10 protein-coding genes are annotated in these 15,336 nt (G+C 45.7%); 9 read left to right on the top strand and 1 reads right to left on the bottom strand.

Annotated elements, in window-relative coordinates; genetic code table 11:
- Positions 1-361: 361 nt before the first annotated feature.
- The 4 genes from katG to DFP76_RS06675 all read left to right on the top strand — a co-directional run bounded on the left by katG (position 362) and on the right by DFP76_RS06675 (position 6,440).
- On the top strand, positions 362-2,578 hold the full coding sequence (katG, locus tag DFP76_RS06690; protein WP_113873883.1) for a catalase/peroxidase HPI: 2,217 nt from the start codon (positions 362-364) through the stop codon (positions 2,576-2,578).
- 200 nt (positions 2,579-2,778) lie between these two features.
- Positions 2,779-3,735, top strand: a complete 957-nt coding sequence (locus DFP76_RS06685) for a dioxygenase family protein (protein ID WP_113874145.1) — start codon at positions 2,779-2,781, stop codon at positions 3,733-3,735.
- 185 nt (positions 3,736-3,920) lie between these two features.
- Positions 3,921-5,810 (top strand): methyl-accepting chemotaxis protein, encoded by a 1,890-nt coding sequence (locus DFP76_RS06680; protein WP_113873882.1) that lies wholly within the window; start codon positions 3,921-3,923, stop codon positions 5,808-5,810.
- A gap of 150 nt (positions 5,811-5,960) precedes the next feature.
- On the top strand, positions 5,961-6,440 hold the full coding sequence (locus DFP76_RS06675) for a DUF2127 domain-containing protein (RefSeq protein WP_113873881.1): 480 nt from the start codon (positions 5,961-5,963) through the stop codon (positions 6,438-6,440).
- 17 nt (positions 6,441-6,457) lie between these two features.
- On the opposite strand, the gene DFP76_RS06670 is transcribed toward DFP76_RS06675, so the two are convergent.
- Positions 6,458-7,324: a MurR/RpiR family transcriptional regulator gene (locus tag DFP76_RS06670; protein ID WP_113873880.1), complete on the bottom strand. Its 867-nt coding sequence runs from the start codon at positions 7,322-7,324 to the stop codon at positions 6,458-6,460.
- A gap of 451 nt (positions 7,325-7,775) precedes the next feature.
- Here DFP76_RS06670 and DFP76_RS06665 point away from each other — a divergent pair, with 451 nt between their 5' ends.
- From DFP76_RS06665 to DFP76_RS06645, 5 genes are all read left to right on the top strand, one after another.
- A complete protein-coding gene (locus DFP76_RS06665) occupies positions 7,776-8,933 on the top strand; it encodes a Gfo/Idh/MocA family protein (protein ID WP_113873879.1) in 1,158 nt (385 codons plus the stop codon).
- The gene (locus DFP76_RS06660) at positions 8,933-10,879 is read left to right on the top strand and encodes a bifunctional 5-dehydro-2-deoxygluconokinase/5-dehydro-2-deoxyphosphogluconate aldolase (RefSeq protein WP_113873878.1); all 1,947 of its coding nucleotides are present in this window, start codon (positions 8,933-8,935) and stop codon (positions 10,877-10,879) included. The genes DFP76_RS06665 and DFP76_RS06660 overlap by 1 nt, the downstream gene beginning before the upstream one ends.
- A 23-nt stretch (positions 10,880-10,902) precedes the next feature.
- Entirely contained in the window at positions 10,903-12,765 is a 1,863-nt protein-coding gene (gene iolD, locus DFP76_RS06655; protein WP_113873877.1) for a 3D-(3,5/4)-trihydroxycyclohexane-1,2-dione acylhydrolase (decyclizing), read from the top strand.
- Positions 12,766-12,793: 28 nt separating this feature from the next.
- Positions 12,794-13,717 (top strand): myo-inosose-2 dehydratase, encoded by a 924-nt coding sequence (iolE, locus tag DFP76_RS06650; protein WP_113873876.1) that lies wholly within the window; start codon positions 12,794-12,796, stop codon positions 13,715-13,717.
- Positions 13,718-13,805: 88 nt separating this feature from the next.
- The gene (locus tag DFP76_RS06645) at positions 13,806-15,332 is read left to right on the top strand and encodes a CoA-acylating methylmalonate-semialdehyde dehydrogenase (RefSeq protein WP_281269729.1); all 1,527 of its coding nucleotides are present in this window, start codon (positions 13,806-13,808) and stop codon (positions 15,330-15,332) included.
- Positions 15,333-15,336: the final 4 nt, after the last annotated feature.

Here is a 15,336-nt window from a genome sequence, read left to right as displayed (position 1 = left end):
GCTCTGGTCTATCTTTTACAAAGCAACTTATGAACCAGTTTTCGTTAAATGTTCGCTGGTGGTGAATTGTTGGCGAGATACCCAAAAAATGATGGCTAAGGTTAGGCAAGTTGTACAAGGATGTTCTATCTTGTTGTTGAGAGGAGCAAAATGAATTTACTGAATGCACTAAATTATAGCCAAGTTTGAAGTAAGTCGGTCATTAGGCTATTGGTTAATTAGTTTTTATTTATTAGATGTTGTTTATTAATAGTTCTATAAATATACCTACACGGAGGGGAAACCTCTAACCAGCTATATAAGAAAGAGTGTGTTGCTTGGAGCAGTCAAAGCAACATAACGTATCAAGCAGGAGAAGATTATGTCGAACGAAAGTAAATGTCCTTTTAATCACGGTGCAGGCGCTACCACTCAGTCTGCAGGACGCGGTGCTTCGAACAAAGATTGGTGGCCGAACCAATTGAACATAAAAATGTTACATCAGCACTCAAAAGAATCGAACCCAATGGGGGGCGATTTTGATTATGCTGAGGCATTTAATAGTCTAGATTTGGAAGCGGTTCGTCAGGATTTGTATACGCTAATGACGGATTCTCAAGACTGGTGGCCAGCGGATTACGGACACTATGGTCCTTTCTTTATTCGAATGGCTTGGCACAGTGCAGGTACTTACCGAACAGCAGATGGTCGCGGTGGTGCTACATCCGGTACTCAGCGTTTTGCACCACTTAACAGCTGGCCAGATAACGTCAACTTAGACAAGGCTCGTCGTTTGTTATGGCCTATCAAGCAAAAATACGGACGTAAAATTTCTTGGGCAGATTTAATGATTCTTGCGGGCAACTGTGCTTTGGAATCAATGGGCTTTAAGACCTTTGGCTTTGCCGGTGGTCGTGTGGATGTGTGGGAACCAGAGGATGATATCTACTGGGGATCAGAGAAAGAGTGGTTGGAACTAAGCGGTGGTGAAGAGAGTCGTTACTCAGGTGATCGAGATCTTGAAAACCCATTAGCGGCGGTACAAATGGGTTTGATTTATGTTAACCCAGAAGGGCCAGATGGTAAGCCAGATCCATTGGCATCAGCGTATGATATTCGCGACACTTTTGCACGTATGGCGATGAACGATGAAGAAACCGTTGCCTTAGTCGCTGGTGGACATACCTTTGGTAAAACTCACGGTGCTGGTGATGCGGCTCAAGTTGGTTCAGATCCAGAGGCGGCGGGTATCACCGAACAAGGTTTTGGTTGGCGTAATAGCCAAGGCAGTGGTCATGGTGTCGATACCATTTCCAGCGGTTTGGAAGGCGCTTGGACGCCAAACCCAATTGAATGGGACAACGGTTACTTTGAAACCTTGTTGAACAATGAGTGGGAATTAACGACTAGCCCAGCCGGAGCCACTCAATGGATTCCAAAAGGCGGGGCGTTAGCGGATGCTGTGCCAGATGCACACGACGCAACTAAACGTCATGCGCCTATGATGTCGACAGCTGACATGGCGTTAAAAATAGACCCAGAGTATGCAAAGATTTCGAAACGTTTTTACGAGAACCCTGATCAATTAGCGGATGCTTTCGCCCGAGCTTGGTATAAGTTGACACACCGTGATATGGGCCCTGTTGAGCGTTACTTAGGGCCTTTGGTGCCAAGTGAAGAATTGATTTGGCAAGATCCTGTGTCTGAAAGCACACGTTCAGTAGTGGATCAAAATGATATTGCATCATTAAAAGAAAAGATTGCACAAAGTGGTTTGTCTGTTGCTCAAATGGTATCAACGGCTTGGGCGTCTGCCTCGACTTACCGTGGTTCTGACATGCGTGGTGGTGCTAATGGTGCTCGTATTCGCTTGGCGCCACAAAAAGACTGGGCGGTGAATGAGCCTGAGAAATTGGCAGTTGTCTTGGCAAAACTGGAAGCCATTCAAACTGAATTCAATCAAGCGCAAACCAGTGGAAAACACATTTCATTGGCGGATCTGATTGTATTGGCTGGTTCGGTTGGGGTAGAGAAAGCTACCAAATCAGCAGGTTATGACATTGAGGTGCCATTTACCCCTGGTCGTGGTGACGCAACGCAGGAACAGACAGACATTGAGTCCTTTGAAGTGCTGGAACCTTTAGTGGATGGTTTTAGAAACTATCAAAAAGCCAAGTTCACTGTGACAACAGAAGAAATGCTATTGGATAAAGCACAATTGTTGACTTTGACAGCACCTGAAATGACCGTCTTGTTAGGTGGCTTACGAGTGTTGGGTGTAAACCACGCGGACTCTGAACAGGGTGTGTTTACGGAACAAAAAGCGGTATTGAGTAATGACTTCTTTGTCAATTTGCTCGATATGGGCACACAATGGGTGGCGACTTCGGATGATGAAATGGCGTTTGAAGGACGTGATCGTAACACCGGTGCCAAACGTTGGACAGCGACTCGAGCAGACTTAATTTTCGGTTCGAATTCGCAATTACGCGCAATTGCTGAAGTCTATGCATGCTCAGATTCACAAGATGACTTTGTGAAGGATTTTGTTGCAGCATGGACGAAAGTAATGGAGCTAGATCGTTTTGATCTCGCTTAACTCCTAGGGGAAAGGTGAATGATTCTAATAGATTGATTCCCACTTCCTAGTGTTACCACGCAAAGCCCCGCTACTGAAAAGTAGTGGGGCTTTTTATTGTTGGTGGTGAAAGTGTCAAGAAGGTAAAGCAATGTATAGTCGGTTTATTCCGATACCTTGGCACAGTATCTTACGGCTTTTAATGGAGGAGAATGACAGTGATGAAACAAAACTTAGTCAAATTGCAAACCAGCCGAAGACGACTGATTCAATTAGCCTCTTCGAGTCTCGTGGCTTTACCTTTTGTGAATTTACTAGGCTGTTCTTCTGCTACGACGAAGGAAAGCGCATCTACTTCTGCTTCACACCCATCCATGGGGCAAAGCAGAAGGCCTCCCATGGGAGAAGCCAATATGCCACCACCAAATGGCGTTGAAGGTATGCCTCCACCGGATGGTATGCCAGGCACGCCACCATCACGAGAATTAGTGGCAGGCAAAGCAGCGGCGAATGCCAAATGGCTGACCGGCGGCACACAGGCAATGGATCAAAACCTGATGTACTTTAATCCACTGAGACAAGCCAATTTAGAAAATGCATGTATAGTCAGTGAGCCAACCACAGAGGGGCCATGTTATTCACGTACACGTTTTCGTAAAGATATTTCGGCAGGACGTGATGGCTTACCGGTACGTTTATGGTTCAAAGTGATAGATGACGATTGTCAGCCTGTGGTGGGGGCAAAAGTGGATATTTGGCATTGTGATCCGTTAGGTGTGTACAGTGGCAGTGATATGCAAATGGTGGATTTTTGTACCAATGGCGATGAAACCTATCAAGCTAGCGATTGGTTCCGAGGTGTACAGATCACAGACCAAAATGGTTTGGTATATTTTGAGACCTGTTTCCCTGGTTGGTATGTAAGCCGAGCGGTTCATATTCACCTTACTATTACGACATCAAACAGCATGTTAACCACCCAAGTTGGTTTTGATGACGCACTAGTTCACGACATCATGGTGAATGAAGCGGTTTATTCTGGACACGGTGCACCCGATACCACCAATGCCACCGATACGGTGTTTCCATCACAAGGCTATCAGGGCTTTTTGATGTCGACCAAAGCCATGTCGGACAAGTCTATGTTGGCTTGGAAAGTCCTAGTGATCGAGAATTGATCCTTTTAATTAGTTAGAACAAGCAGATGAAACCGCGTGCGCGTTCATCTGCTCATTTCTTCTTATGATGCTGATATTTTGATTTTGTAATAATTTGTCAAAATCTATCCTGTTTAATCTAAAGAACAGTAATAATCGCGTTTTTATTGCTTCTTTCTCATGGTTTCAATGCGCAGGGTTAAAATATGAAAGTATCTCACAAGGTTGTAATGGCGGCTTCATTAGTCGTTGTGTTCGCCTTTTCTCTTTATTCTTTTGTTCAGTACCAAAGTTTAAAATCTGCTTTGTATGAAAAAACAGAAGTGAGCACGCAAGAAAGCAGTAAAGCGCTGGCATTGCAAATTAACAACTGGCTAAACGCCAAATTGGCAGTGATAGATCTAGCGGCACAAAATATTGATGGCAATTTCAGTAAGCAACAAATTCAGGATACCTTTAATTTACCCCTCTATAAAAATGAGTTCATATTGCTTTTCGGTGGTTTAGAGTCGGAAAATGGCAAGGCGATAAGCAATGACCCTTCTTGGATTCCACCCTCGGATTGGGATGCTCGTAAACGTCCTTGGTACGCGACGGCAAAACCTCATGATCGAGCTGTGTTAACCGCGCCTTATGAGGATGCGACAACCGGCGACATTCTGATTTCTGTTGTTGCTAATTTCACTGATAACGGACAGTTTAAAGGCGCATTTGGTGGAGACTTAAGTTTAAAAGTGGTCTCTGATGCGGTGAACTCTTTGAACTTTAATCAAACGGGTTATGCCTTTTTGATCAGTAAAGATGGCAAGATCATTAGTCATCCAAATACCGAATTGAATGGTCAGTCTGTATCAGACTTATTGCAGGGCAGTATGCCGAAAATGGCGACCGAATTGACGCCGAAAAAACTCGCCGATGGAACAGATGTCTATGTGACATTCAGCCCGTTAGAAGATTTATACGGAGCGGATTGGTATGTTGGTGTGGTGTTAGACGAAAATAAATTGTTTGCTGATGTTCGTTCATTCGGCTGGATCGCATTCTTTAGTACTTTAATTGCCGTATTGCTTGTGTCGGTCGTTTTATATTTGGTCATTACTAAGCTATTGCAACCATTGCGAGCTTTACAAAGTTCTTTGCAAGAGATCAACGATGGAAATGGTGATCTAACGAAACGCTTGGAAGTGAATCGCAATGATGAATTTGGTGTAGTGTCGGACGAATTTAATAAGTTTGTAGCGCATTTGCAGACCTTGATTACAGAGGTCAAGGGACGCTCTCTAAAAGTGCGTGAGAATACCGATAAAACCGCGGCGTCAGCAAATCAGTCTGCCAATGCTCTTTACACCCAGTTAAGTGAGCTAGACCAGTTGGCTACGGCCATGCATCAAATGTCGGCTACCGCGCATGATGTTGCTGATAATGCGCAAACCGCAGCTGGACGCGCTAATCAAGCGGATGTCGCCGCTAAAGATGGTCAACAAGTGGTAGAACAGACAACGGCCTCCATTGCTCGTTTGACCGAGCGTATGGGAGAAGTGGTCGAGACCATTAATGAACTGGTGGGGTACAGTAATAACATTGAGTCTATCTTGACGGTTATTACAGACATTGCGGATCAAACGAATTTATTGGCGCTGAATGCGGCGATTGAGGCGGCGCGAGCAGGCGAGCAGGGTCGAGGTTTCGCGGTGGTTGCGGATGAAGTCAGAACCTTGGCCTCGAAAACGCAAGAATCTACCGAGCAGATTCAAACCATGATTCAACAGCTGCAAAATGGCGTACGTGTGGCGGAAAAAGTTATTTTGGAAAACCGTGAAGACGCTACGGTTACTCAAGAAGTTTCAAGCAAAGCGAAAGCTTCATTAGAGGTTATACGCAGCAGTATTAATGAGATTAATGATATGACGGTGCAGATTGCCGCCGCCGCAGAGCAGCAAAGTGCGACCTCAAATGAAATTAATCGCAACACCACGAATATCCGCGACATCAGTCAAACGATTTCTGAGGCTGTGGGTGATCAATCTCAATTATGTGAAACCATGGTTGGCATCACATCAGAACAAGCTAAGTCGTTAGACAAGTTTAAGGTTTAATGTTCTAAGTTTTTCTAACGTTCTACACAGCAAAGCCAAACAGAATATTCTGTTTGGCTTTTTTTGTGTATGTGTCCCCAATCTGCTTGTCTCATCATGCTTTTGTCATCTTCTCTGGTTAGTCTGTCATTTTTAGGGTCAGAGGCACAAATGAAGTTTGAAGGTTTGCATGCATTAGCCTTGATGGAAGGCGTCAAAGGAGTGATTGCCTTGATGCTTGTTTTATTGGTGTACTTTTTATCAGGACAAGATTTGCATGCGATGACGCTGGAGAGAATGCGAGCCTTGGCCATATCTGAGCAAAGCCATTACGCCCAATGGCTATTGATGCTTGCTGATAAAGTCTCACAAGGTCGTTTTCCTATGTTTACTGGCTTGGCTCTGTTGTACGCCAGCTTTCGTTTTGTCATGGCGTATGGACTTTGGTTTCACTTACGTTGGACGGAGTGGTTTGCCTTTGTCAGTGGTTGCTTGTATATCCCGTTTGAGCTCTATGCGATTTATCAAGACGTAGCAAAACTCAGCAATTGGATGATTTTGCTCTTTAATCTCATCGTTGTGAGTTATTTGTTTTGGGTACTACAGCGAGACAAGCCTAAGTCGAACAACCGACTTTCTTCATCTTTTTGAAATGAATCAGCTTACAGCTAATGTTTCCACTGTATCTGCTTAGTATCGCCAATCTGACCGTCTGCATTTAATCGATACGCCAGTGATACCAATAAGGTTTGAGCCAGTGTCATAGAAGAGGTTAGGGAGCGAAAGCCCATGACTTCAGCTTCTTTGATATCAAAACACACATCAGACATACCGGCTAATGGACTAATTTTACTGTCGGTAATGGCGATGACCTTGGCCCCCGCTGCATAGGCGTATTCACTCACTGTGACGGTTTCTTGGGCATAAGGGCTAAAAGTGGTCGCGATGATCACATCATCTTTTCGTATGTTGCTGGCTTGTTCGACTAACATGCCACCACCGCCATCGATCAAGTGTGTGGTTTTATTCAGGTGGCGTAAGCTGTAGGCAAAATAACTGGAAATGGGAAATGCCCGACGCAAGCCAATAAGGTAGATGTTTTGTGCCTGTTCCAATAGATCCACAGCCGCATTTAACGCATCAGGTGAGAACTGATGAGCCATGTGACTCATCGAAAAGGCATTACTACTACTAAATTCATTCAGTACATCGCTGGCGTTGATGTTATTGCCAGCCGTATTTTTGTTCATTTTTACCCGTTCGCTGTAACTGGCGGTCGAGGTTTGTTCCACCAAGGATTGGCGAAACAGGTTTTGCATTTCACTGAAACCATTGTATTCAAACGCCGCTGCAAAGCGAACTAGAGTAGAAGGCGGCACACCACATTGTTGTGCGAGACTAGCAACGGTTTCTAGGGCAACCGTATTGGGATGTTCTAGTAAAAAGCGTGCTACCTGTTGTAAACGTTTCGATAAATTGTCGTAGTTTCGACTGATGGCTTGTTGTAATTGCTCAAGGCTAGAAGGTGCGGCCAAAGTAGCTCTCCTTATCATTATTAGAGTTTTTATGGAGATGCTGATTATGGGCATTCCAGCTGGAGCTACTATTAGATGACTTCCTCTTTAAATAAGGCTTTGCATTAAATAGCAGATTCCCCAAACGCAAATTTTAGAACCTATGTTTCAATAATGCAAATTAAATGGAAGTGTTGTTTTCTTTAAGAGTTAAGTCCTACCTAATTGTTTATAAAGAATTATTTTTTCATTTTTTGATTTCAGATAAGAAAGTTGTTAAAAAAAGCAAAATATTTTTTTTATTTCTTGAAATTTTTGAAACAAATATTCTATTATTGTTCTGTTGTTGAAATAAACGATAAATATAAAAACAAACTTTGTTTCGGCGCAGGTAAGTATTCCACCGCTGAACAAGAAACAGATGAAACATAGGACCCGGTTTAATTCGGGTTTTGTTTAGAGGTTAAAGTGGATGTCTAAGCAACTTAGAGTGGGAATGGTTGGATCAGGTTACATGGGTAAGGCCCATGCGATTGCCTATCGTAACGCGATGGCGGCATTTGAAATATCCAATCAATCCCTGATATGTGACATGTTAGCGGATGCAACACCTGAGCTGGCCAAGCAAAAAGCCGCAGAGCTTGGCTTTCACCGCTCCACTGGGGACTGGAAAGAGTTAGTCGCCGATCCGCAGATTGATGTGGTTGATATTTGCGCACCGAATTTTCTTCATAAAGACATTGCTTTAGCAGCCATTGCGTCAGGTAAGCATGTATACAGTGAAAAGCCACTGGCGTTGAGCGCCGCAGATGCCAAACTTATGACCGAAGCGGCTGAGGCCGCAGGTGTGAAAACATTGGTTGGCTTTAATTACATCAAAAATCCTACAGTGCAATTTATTAAGCAGCTTATCGAGCGTGGTGAGTTGGGCGACATAGTGCATTTTCGTGGCGTGTTTAATGAAGACTACTTGGCCGATGCTGCTGTGCCATTTAGCTGGCGACTCCAGAAAGAGTTTGCTGGAACTGGATCATTGAACGATTTGGGCTCGCATCTGGTGCAATTGGCGTTGCATTTGGTTGGACCCATTAGTGCCTTGTGCGCGGATTTAAAAATTGTACATCAGCAACGCCCTTTAGAAGCGTCAGCCACGAATAGTATGGCAAAAGGTCAGGTTGAAAATGATGACCAAGCACACATGATGGTGCGGTTTTCCAACGGTGCACAAGGCACGCTGGAAACCTCTCGTGTGGCTTGGGGTAGGAAAAATGGTTTGTCGTTTGAACTCACTGGCACGAAAGGTAGTGTGGTTTTTGATCAGGAAAGTTTGTCTGAATTTTCACTTTACCTGTCTGGTGAACAGCCAGACGTACAGGGCTTTAAACGAGTATTGGTTGGGCCTGAACATCCGGACTATGCCGCATTTTGTGTGTCGGCTGGGCACGGTTTGGGCTTCAATGATATGAAAGCAGTTGAAATTCGTGACCTCTATGAGGGCATTGTTCATGGTCAAGCTTTGTGGCCAGATTTTAGAGCAGCTGCACAAGTGAATGTGATACTCGATGACGTACTTAAGTCATATGAAGGAAATGCTTGGGTCAAGGTTGAACAATATGATGGGGATCAATAATGAAAAATAAGAATCTGGATGTCATCTGTTTAGGTCGTGCGGCGGTGGATTTGTATTCCGAACAAATCGGATCACCGTTGGAAGATGTCAGTAGCTTTAAGAAGTATTTGGGTGGTTCGTCAGCCAATATCGCATTTGGTACGGCTCGCATGGGGTTAAAGTCTGCCATGTTGACTCGTGTAGGCGATGAGCACATGGGGCGCTTCGTGCGCAACGAGTTAGCTCGTGCCGGGGTCGATGTGTCTCATACGGTGACGGATCAGGACCGCTTAACTGGTTTGGTATTGCTGGGCATTAAAGATCAGGATACTTTCCCGCTTATTTTCTATCGTGAAAATTGCGCCGACATGGCCATTTCAGAAGAGGATTTTGATGAGGCGTTTATTGCCTCATCAAAAGCTTTATTGATTACGGGAACCCATTTTTCTACTGAGTCTACTGACAAAACGGCACGCAAAGCCATTGAATACGCTAGAGAAAATGACACCAAAGTCATCATCGACATCGACTATCGTCCTGTCCTTTGGGGCTTGACGGGGCGTGGTGAAGGTGAAAACCGTTTTGTTTCTGACGATGCTGTGACGCAACATATTATGTCTATTTTGCCCTTGTGCGATTTAATTGTGGGGACGGAAGAAGAGATTCACATTGCGGGTGGTTGCGAAGATACCATTGAGTGCCTGAAGCGTATTCGTAAGGTGTCGTCTGCTGAGTTAGTTGTAAAACGAGGTGCTTTGGGATGCTCTGTGTTCAAAGGTGACATTCCTGAAACCTTGGATGAAGGCATTACTCGTTACGGTGTGACCGTTGATGTGCTTAATGTATTGGGTGCTGGGGATGCTTTCTTGAGTGGTTATTTACGAGGTTGGATCAATCAAGAAAGTACCGAAAACGCGTGTGATTATGCCAATGCCTGTGGGGCCATTGTTGTATCACGTCATGGTTGTTCGCCTGCCATGCCAAGCTTAGAAGAGCTGGATTATTATCTGATCCATCGTGATGAAATTCCACGTCCAGATTTGGATCCAGTGTTGAATTATTTGCATCGTGTGACGACCCAGCGTATCGAACGTGAAGGGGATGACAAAGATTGGCAAGATATGTGTATTTTGGCCTTTGATCATAGACGTCAATTTGTTGATATGTGTCGTGAAGCCGGTGCACCTATTTCGCGTATCAGCAAAGCGAAAGAGTTGATTTTGCAAGCGGCTTATGAAGGTGCGCAGACGCTAGGTGATACCGTGGGTGGAACGGGCATCTTGGCAGATGGCACTTTTGCACAAAATGTGTTGAATGACATTACGGGTAAGGACCATTGGATTGCTCGTCCGGTCGAAATGCCGAGCAGTCGCCCTTTGCGTTTTGAGTTAGGGAACAATGTCGGTCAAGCCATTGCAACCTGGCCTGCCAATCATATCGTCAAATGCTTGGTGTTTTATCACCCAGATGACGAGGTGAATCTACGCAGTGAGCAAGAACAAAAAGTCATGGACTTGTATCGCGCTTGCTGTACCACTGGACATGAACTTCTGTTGGAAATCATTCCGCCAGCGGATTCCGATGTAGACGATGAAACCTTGTCTCGTTCTATTGAGCGTTTCTACAATCTTGGTGTGTTCCCAGACTGGTGGAAACTGCCTTCTCCAAGCAAAATCGCTTGGCAGAACATAGATAATATTATCAAAGCGCGTGCGCCATACTGTCGTGGGGTGGTGTTACTGGGCTTGGATGCGCCGGTAGAGGAATTGAAAGCAGGTTTCTATGCGGCAGCAGGTCAAGAAGTATGTAAAGGCTTTGCCATTGGTCGCACGATTTTCTCAGCGCCAACCAAGGCTTGGCTGAGAAATGACATTAGTGATGCGGAATTTGTTGCTCAAGTGAAGAGCAATTATCTTGAAATGAGCGAATACTGGCGTCAGCGTAACGAAGCGGGTAAATCTCTTTAATCGCCCGCTAACGGAGGCAAAAAATGGAAACAATTCGTTTGACCATGGCACAGGCCTTGGTAAAGCATTTGCAAGCGCAATACACAGTGATTGATGGTAAAGAAGTACCATTATTTGGCGGTGCTTGGGCGATCTTTGGTCACGGTAATGTGGCTGGGATCGGGGAAGCACTGGCGCAAGTAAAAGAGGAATTTACCACTTTTCGCGCACACAACGAGCAGGGCATGGCGCTAGCCGCTTGTGCCTTTGCGAAACAGCACAGACGTCAGCGAATTATGGCTTGTACTACATCGATCGGCCCCGGCGCTCTGAACATGGTCACAGCGGCCGGTTTGGCCATGGCCAACCGTCTACCTGTGCTGTTCTTACCAGGTGATGTGTTTGCTTCGCGAACGCCAGACCCTGTGCTTCAGCAAGTAGAGCATTTCAATGATCCAAGTATGTCGGTAAACGACAGTTTCCGCCCTGTGTCACGATACTTTGATCGTATTAATCGTCCTGAACAGTTGATTACCAGTTTGCCTGTGGCGATCAACACTATGTTGGATCCGATTTCCTGTGGTCCAGCCACTCTTGCTTTGCCGCAAGACGTGCAAGCCATGGCTTATGATTATCCAGTTAGCTTCTTCGCTAAAAAAGTACATGGATTGCGTCGCAATCGTGCTGATGTACAACAATTGTCTGATGCGATTGAGGCCATTAAGCAAGCGAAGAAACCTTTAATGGTGCTAGGTGGTGGCGCCCATTACAGCCAAGCTTTGCCAGAAATCAAAGCTTTCGTTGAAAAACATGGTGTGCCAGCCTGTGAAACCCAAGCGGGTAAGGGCGCTTTGCCTTGGGATCATCAATGGAATTTGGGTTCAGTCGGTGTGACGGGCTCCAGCGCGGCGAATGCGGCTGCTCAGGAAGCCGACTTGGTTATCGCCGTAGGGACTCGTTTGCAAGATTTTACCTCGGCATCACGTACCTTGTTTGCCAATCCAGATTGCACCTTGTTGAGTCTCAATATGGCACCTTTTGATGCGGAAAAGCACAATGCTTTGCCATTGGTGGCGGACGCGAAAACCAGCTTGCAAGAGATGCAAGCGGATTTGTCTGCTTGGCAGAGTGATCAGGCATGGCAAACGCAAGTCATGGATTGGAATAAAGCTTGGTTGGCCGCCGTAGACAAGGCGACAGCTTTGCCACAACAGGCGAGTGATAGCGCTTATTTGCCGACTGATGCCAACGTCATTGGTGTCATCAATCGTCAGGCACAAGCCAATACCACCATAGTGCAAGCGGCAGGTGGTCTGCCAGGTGAGCTACATAAGTTGTGGCGTACTTCGGACGACTTGGGTTATCACGTGGAATATGGCTTCTCTTGCATGGGCTATGAAATTGCGGGTGGCATGGGCGTGAAAATGGCCACACCGGAGCGTGATGTGATTGTGATGGTTGGTGATGGTAGCTATTTGATGCTCAATTCTGAAATTGCTACCTCAGTCATGCTGGGGTTGAAACTCACCATAGTGGTGTTGGATAACCGTGGTTATGCCTGCATTAACCGTTTGCAAAATGCCTGTGGTGGTGAGCCGTTCAACAACCTACTACAAGACTGTCATACGGTGGAAGCCGGTGCGCCAAAAACCGATTTTGCGGCACATGCCAAAGCGTTAGGGGCTGAGTCCGAGCAGGTCGCTTGTTTGGCCGAATTGGACGCCGCGTTAGAGCGTGCCCGAGCCAGTGACAAAACTTATGTGATCGCCATTGATACTGACCCTATGCCAAGCACGCAAGAAGGTGGTGCATGGTGGGATGTAGCCGTACCAGAGGTATCGAGTAGACAGCAAGTAGTGGACGCTGAGCGTCGCTATCAAGCAGCGAAACAAAAACAGCCTTATTAATCATTGAAACGATTTAGGATGCAATCAGATGAACAAAAATAACAACGCCGTAACCGCTTCTAATGTTCGAATTGGCATTAATCCGCTGACTTGGACTAACGATGATTTGCCTTCATTGGGTGCAGATACGCCTTTGGAAGTGTGCTTGAGCGAAGCTCGCCAAGCTGGCTACAGTGGCATCGAGTTGGGTAACAAATTTCCTCGTGATCCAGCGGTTCTTGGGCCAATTTTGCAAGCGCACGATTTGTCTTTAGTGTCAGGCTGGTACAGTGCGCGTTTAATGGAGCGCAGTGCGGAGGAAGAAATTGCCGCCATGCAAGATCACCTTAACCTGCTCAAAGCATTAGGTTCTGATGTCATGGTGTTTGCCGAAGTCACCAATTGCATTCACGGTGATCAGTCTGCTCCTTTGTCACAGCGTCCAGGTATGACTGAGGAGCAATGGCTTGAGTACGCTAAGCGTATTACCCAAGTGGCGGATTACATGGCCGAGCAAGGTGTTAAATTGGCTTATCACCATCATATGGGCACTGTCATTGAAACCGCTGAAGAAGTGGACAAATTGATGGCCATGACGGGCAATAATGTCGGGTTGCTATTAGACACAGGTCACATCACCTTTGCTGGTGGTGATCCTCTGGAAATGGCGAAGAAACATGCTCAACGTATTGTTCATGTGCATTGTAAAGATATTCGTCCAAGCATCTTAAAGGACAATCTAAACCGTGACAGTCCGTTTTTAAATGCCGTATTAGATGGTGTTTACACCGTACCAGGTGACGGCAGCATAGATTATGCGCCGATTTTCGATGTGTTAAAAAGCGTCGATTATCAAGGTTGGATTGTGGTGGAAGCTGAACAGGATCCGGCGATTGCGCATCCGCTAACCTATGCCACCATGGGGTATAAGTACTTGTCGAGCAATCTGCAACAAGCAGGGTTTGCGATTTAAGACAAGCTGACAACAAGATTGATAACAACAGGGAGCATCAAAAAAGGTGTTCTGTTTACCGAATTGATGAATGAAAGAGAGAAGGTTTATGTCTAGTTCAAACACACTGATGGGTAATTTTATTGATAATCAGTTTGTCGCGAGTGCCTCAGCTCGTCAGGCCAATGTATTTAATCCTGCGACCGGTGATGTTTCGTTGCAGGTGTCGTTAAGTACGGTTTCTGAGACGGAAGCAGCGATTGCATCCGCGCAAACCGCTTTTGAAACTTGGTCTCAGGTGACACCGCTAAATCGTGCTCGAGTATTGTTTAAGTTTAAAGCATTGGTAGAAGCGAACAGTCGTGAATTGGCGGAGTTGATTTCCAGTGAACACGGTAAAGTATATTCTGATGCCTTAGGTGAATTGACTCGTGGTCTTGAGGTCGTGGAGTTTGCTTGCGGTATTCCACACCTACAAAAAGGTGAACACAGCCTCAATGTTGGCCGTGGTGTAGACAGCTACAGTTTGATGCAGCCACTGGGTGTGTGCGCTGGTATCAGCCCATTTAACTTCCCAGCCATGGTGCCAATGTGGATGTTCCCTGTGGCGATTGCCTGTGGTAACACTTTTGTGATGAAACCATCCGAAAAAGACCCAAGCACCATTATGCGTTTGGCAGAATTGTTGAAAGAAGCTGGCTTACCTGATGGCGTGTTTAACGTGGTGAACGGCGATAAAGAGTCGGTTGATGTCTTGCTAACAGACGAACGTGTTCAATCGGTGAGCTTTGTGGGTTCTACGCCCATCGCAGAATACATTTATGCGACAGCCAGCGCTCATGGTAAACGTGTTCAAGCGCTTGGCGGTGCGAAAAATCACATGCTGGTGATGCCAGATGCAGATCCTAACCAAGTAGTGAACTCTCTAATGGGAGCGGCTTATGGTTCTGCAGGTGAGCGTTGCATGGCAATTTCAGTGGCCGTTTGTGTCGGTGATGAAGTGGCGGATAACTTGATTGCAAAATTGCAGCAAGAGATTTCGACCATGACAGTTGGTCCTGGATTGTACAAACAGTTTGGCCTAGAAGAAGAGCCTCACATGGGACCGCTGATCAGTAAAGAGCATGCTCAGAAAGTTCGTGACTACATTACTTCAGGTGAAGAAGAAGGCGCGACTTTGGTGGTAGATGGTCGTCAGTTTGTCCGCAAAAATCATGAACAGGGTTACTTTGTTGGACCAACCTTGTTTGATCATGTGAAAGAGAATATGCGAATTTATAAAGAAGAGATTTTTGGCCCAGTATTGTCTGTGGTGCGAGTGGATTCTTATGAAGAAGGCTTAGCTCTGATTAACCAACATGAATACGGTAATGGTACGGCCATCTTTACTCGCGATGGTGATACTGCACGTCAGTTCACTGAGAAAGTACAGGTGGGCATGGTCGGCGTCAATGTACCGATTCCTGTGCCAATGGCCTTCCACAGCTTCGGTGGTTGGAAGCGTTCTTTATTTGGTCCTTTGCACATGCATGGTCCAGATGGCGTACGTTTTTATACTCGCATGAAAACCGTCACAGCACGCTGGCCAACAGGGCTTCGTGCAGGGCTGGAATTCTCTATGCCAACCATGAAGTAATGTT

The organism is Marinomonas aquiplantarum, assembly GCF_003314975.1.
Classification (GTDB): Bacteria; Pseudomonadota; Gammaproteobacteria; order Pseudomonadales; family Marinomonadaceae; genus Marinomonas; species Marinomonas aquiplantarum.
This window is presented reverse-complemented; position numbering and strand designations above follow the sequence as displayed.

Coding starts and splice junctions, on each gene's coding strand:
- katG (WP_113873883.1), top strand. CDS start 362: ATGTCGAACGAAAGTAAATGTCCTTTTAATCACGGTGCAGGCGCTACC.
- DFP76_RS06685 (WP_113874145.1), top strand. CDS start 2,779: ATGAAACAAAACTTAGTCAAATTGCAAACCAGCCGAAGACGACTGATT.
- DFP76_RS06680 (WP_113873882.1), top strand. CDS start 3,921: ATGAAAGTATCTCACAAGGTTGTAATGGCGGCTTCATTAGTCGTTGTG.
- DFP76_RS06675 (WP_113873881.1), top strand. CDS start 5,961: ATGAAGTTTGAAGGTTTGCATGCATTAGCCTTGATGGAAGGCGTCAAA.
- DFP76_RS06665 (WP_113873879.1), top strand. CDS start 7,776: ATGTCTAAGCAACTTAGAGTGGGAATGGTTGGATCAGGTTACATGGGT.
- DFP76_RS06660 (WP_113873878.1), top strand. CDS start 8,933: ATGAAAAATAAGAATCTGGATGTCATCTGTTTAGGTCGTGCGGCGGTG.
- iolD (WP_113873877.1), top strand. CDS start 10,903: ATGGAAACAATTCGTTTGACCATGGCACAGGCCTTGGTAAAGCATTTG.
- iolE (WP_113873876.1), top strand. CDS start 12,794: ATGAACAAAAATAACAACGCCGTAACCGCTTCTAATGTTCGAATTGGC.
- DFP76_RS06645 (WP_281269729.1), top strand. CDS start 13,806: ATGTCTAGTTCAAACACACTGATGGGTAATTTTATTGATAATCAGTTT.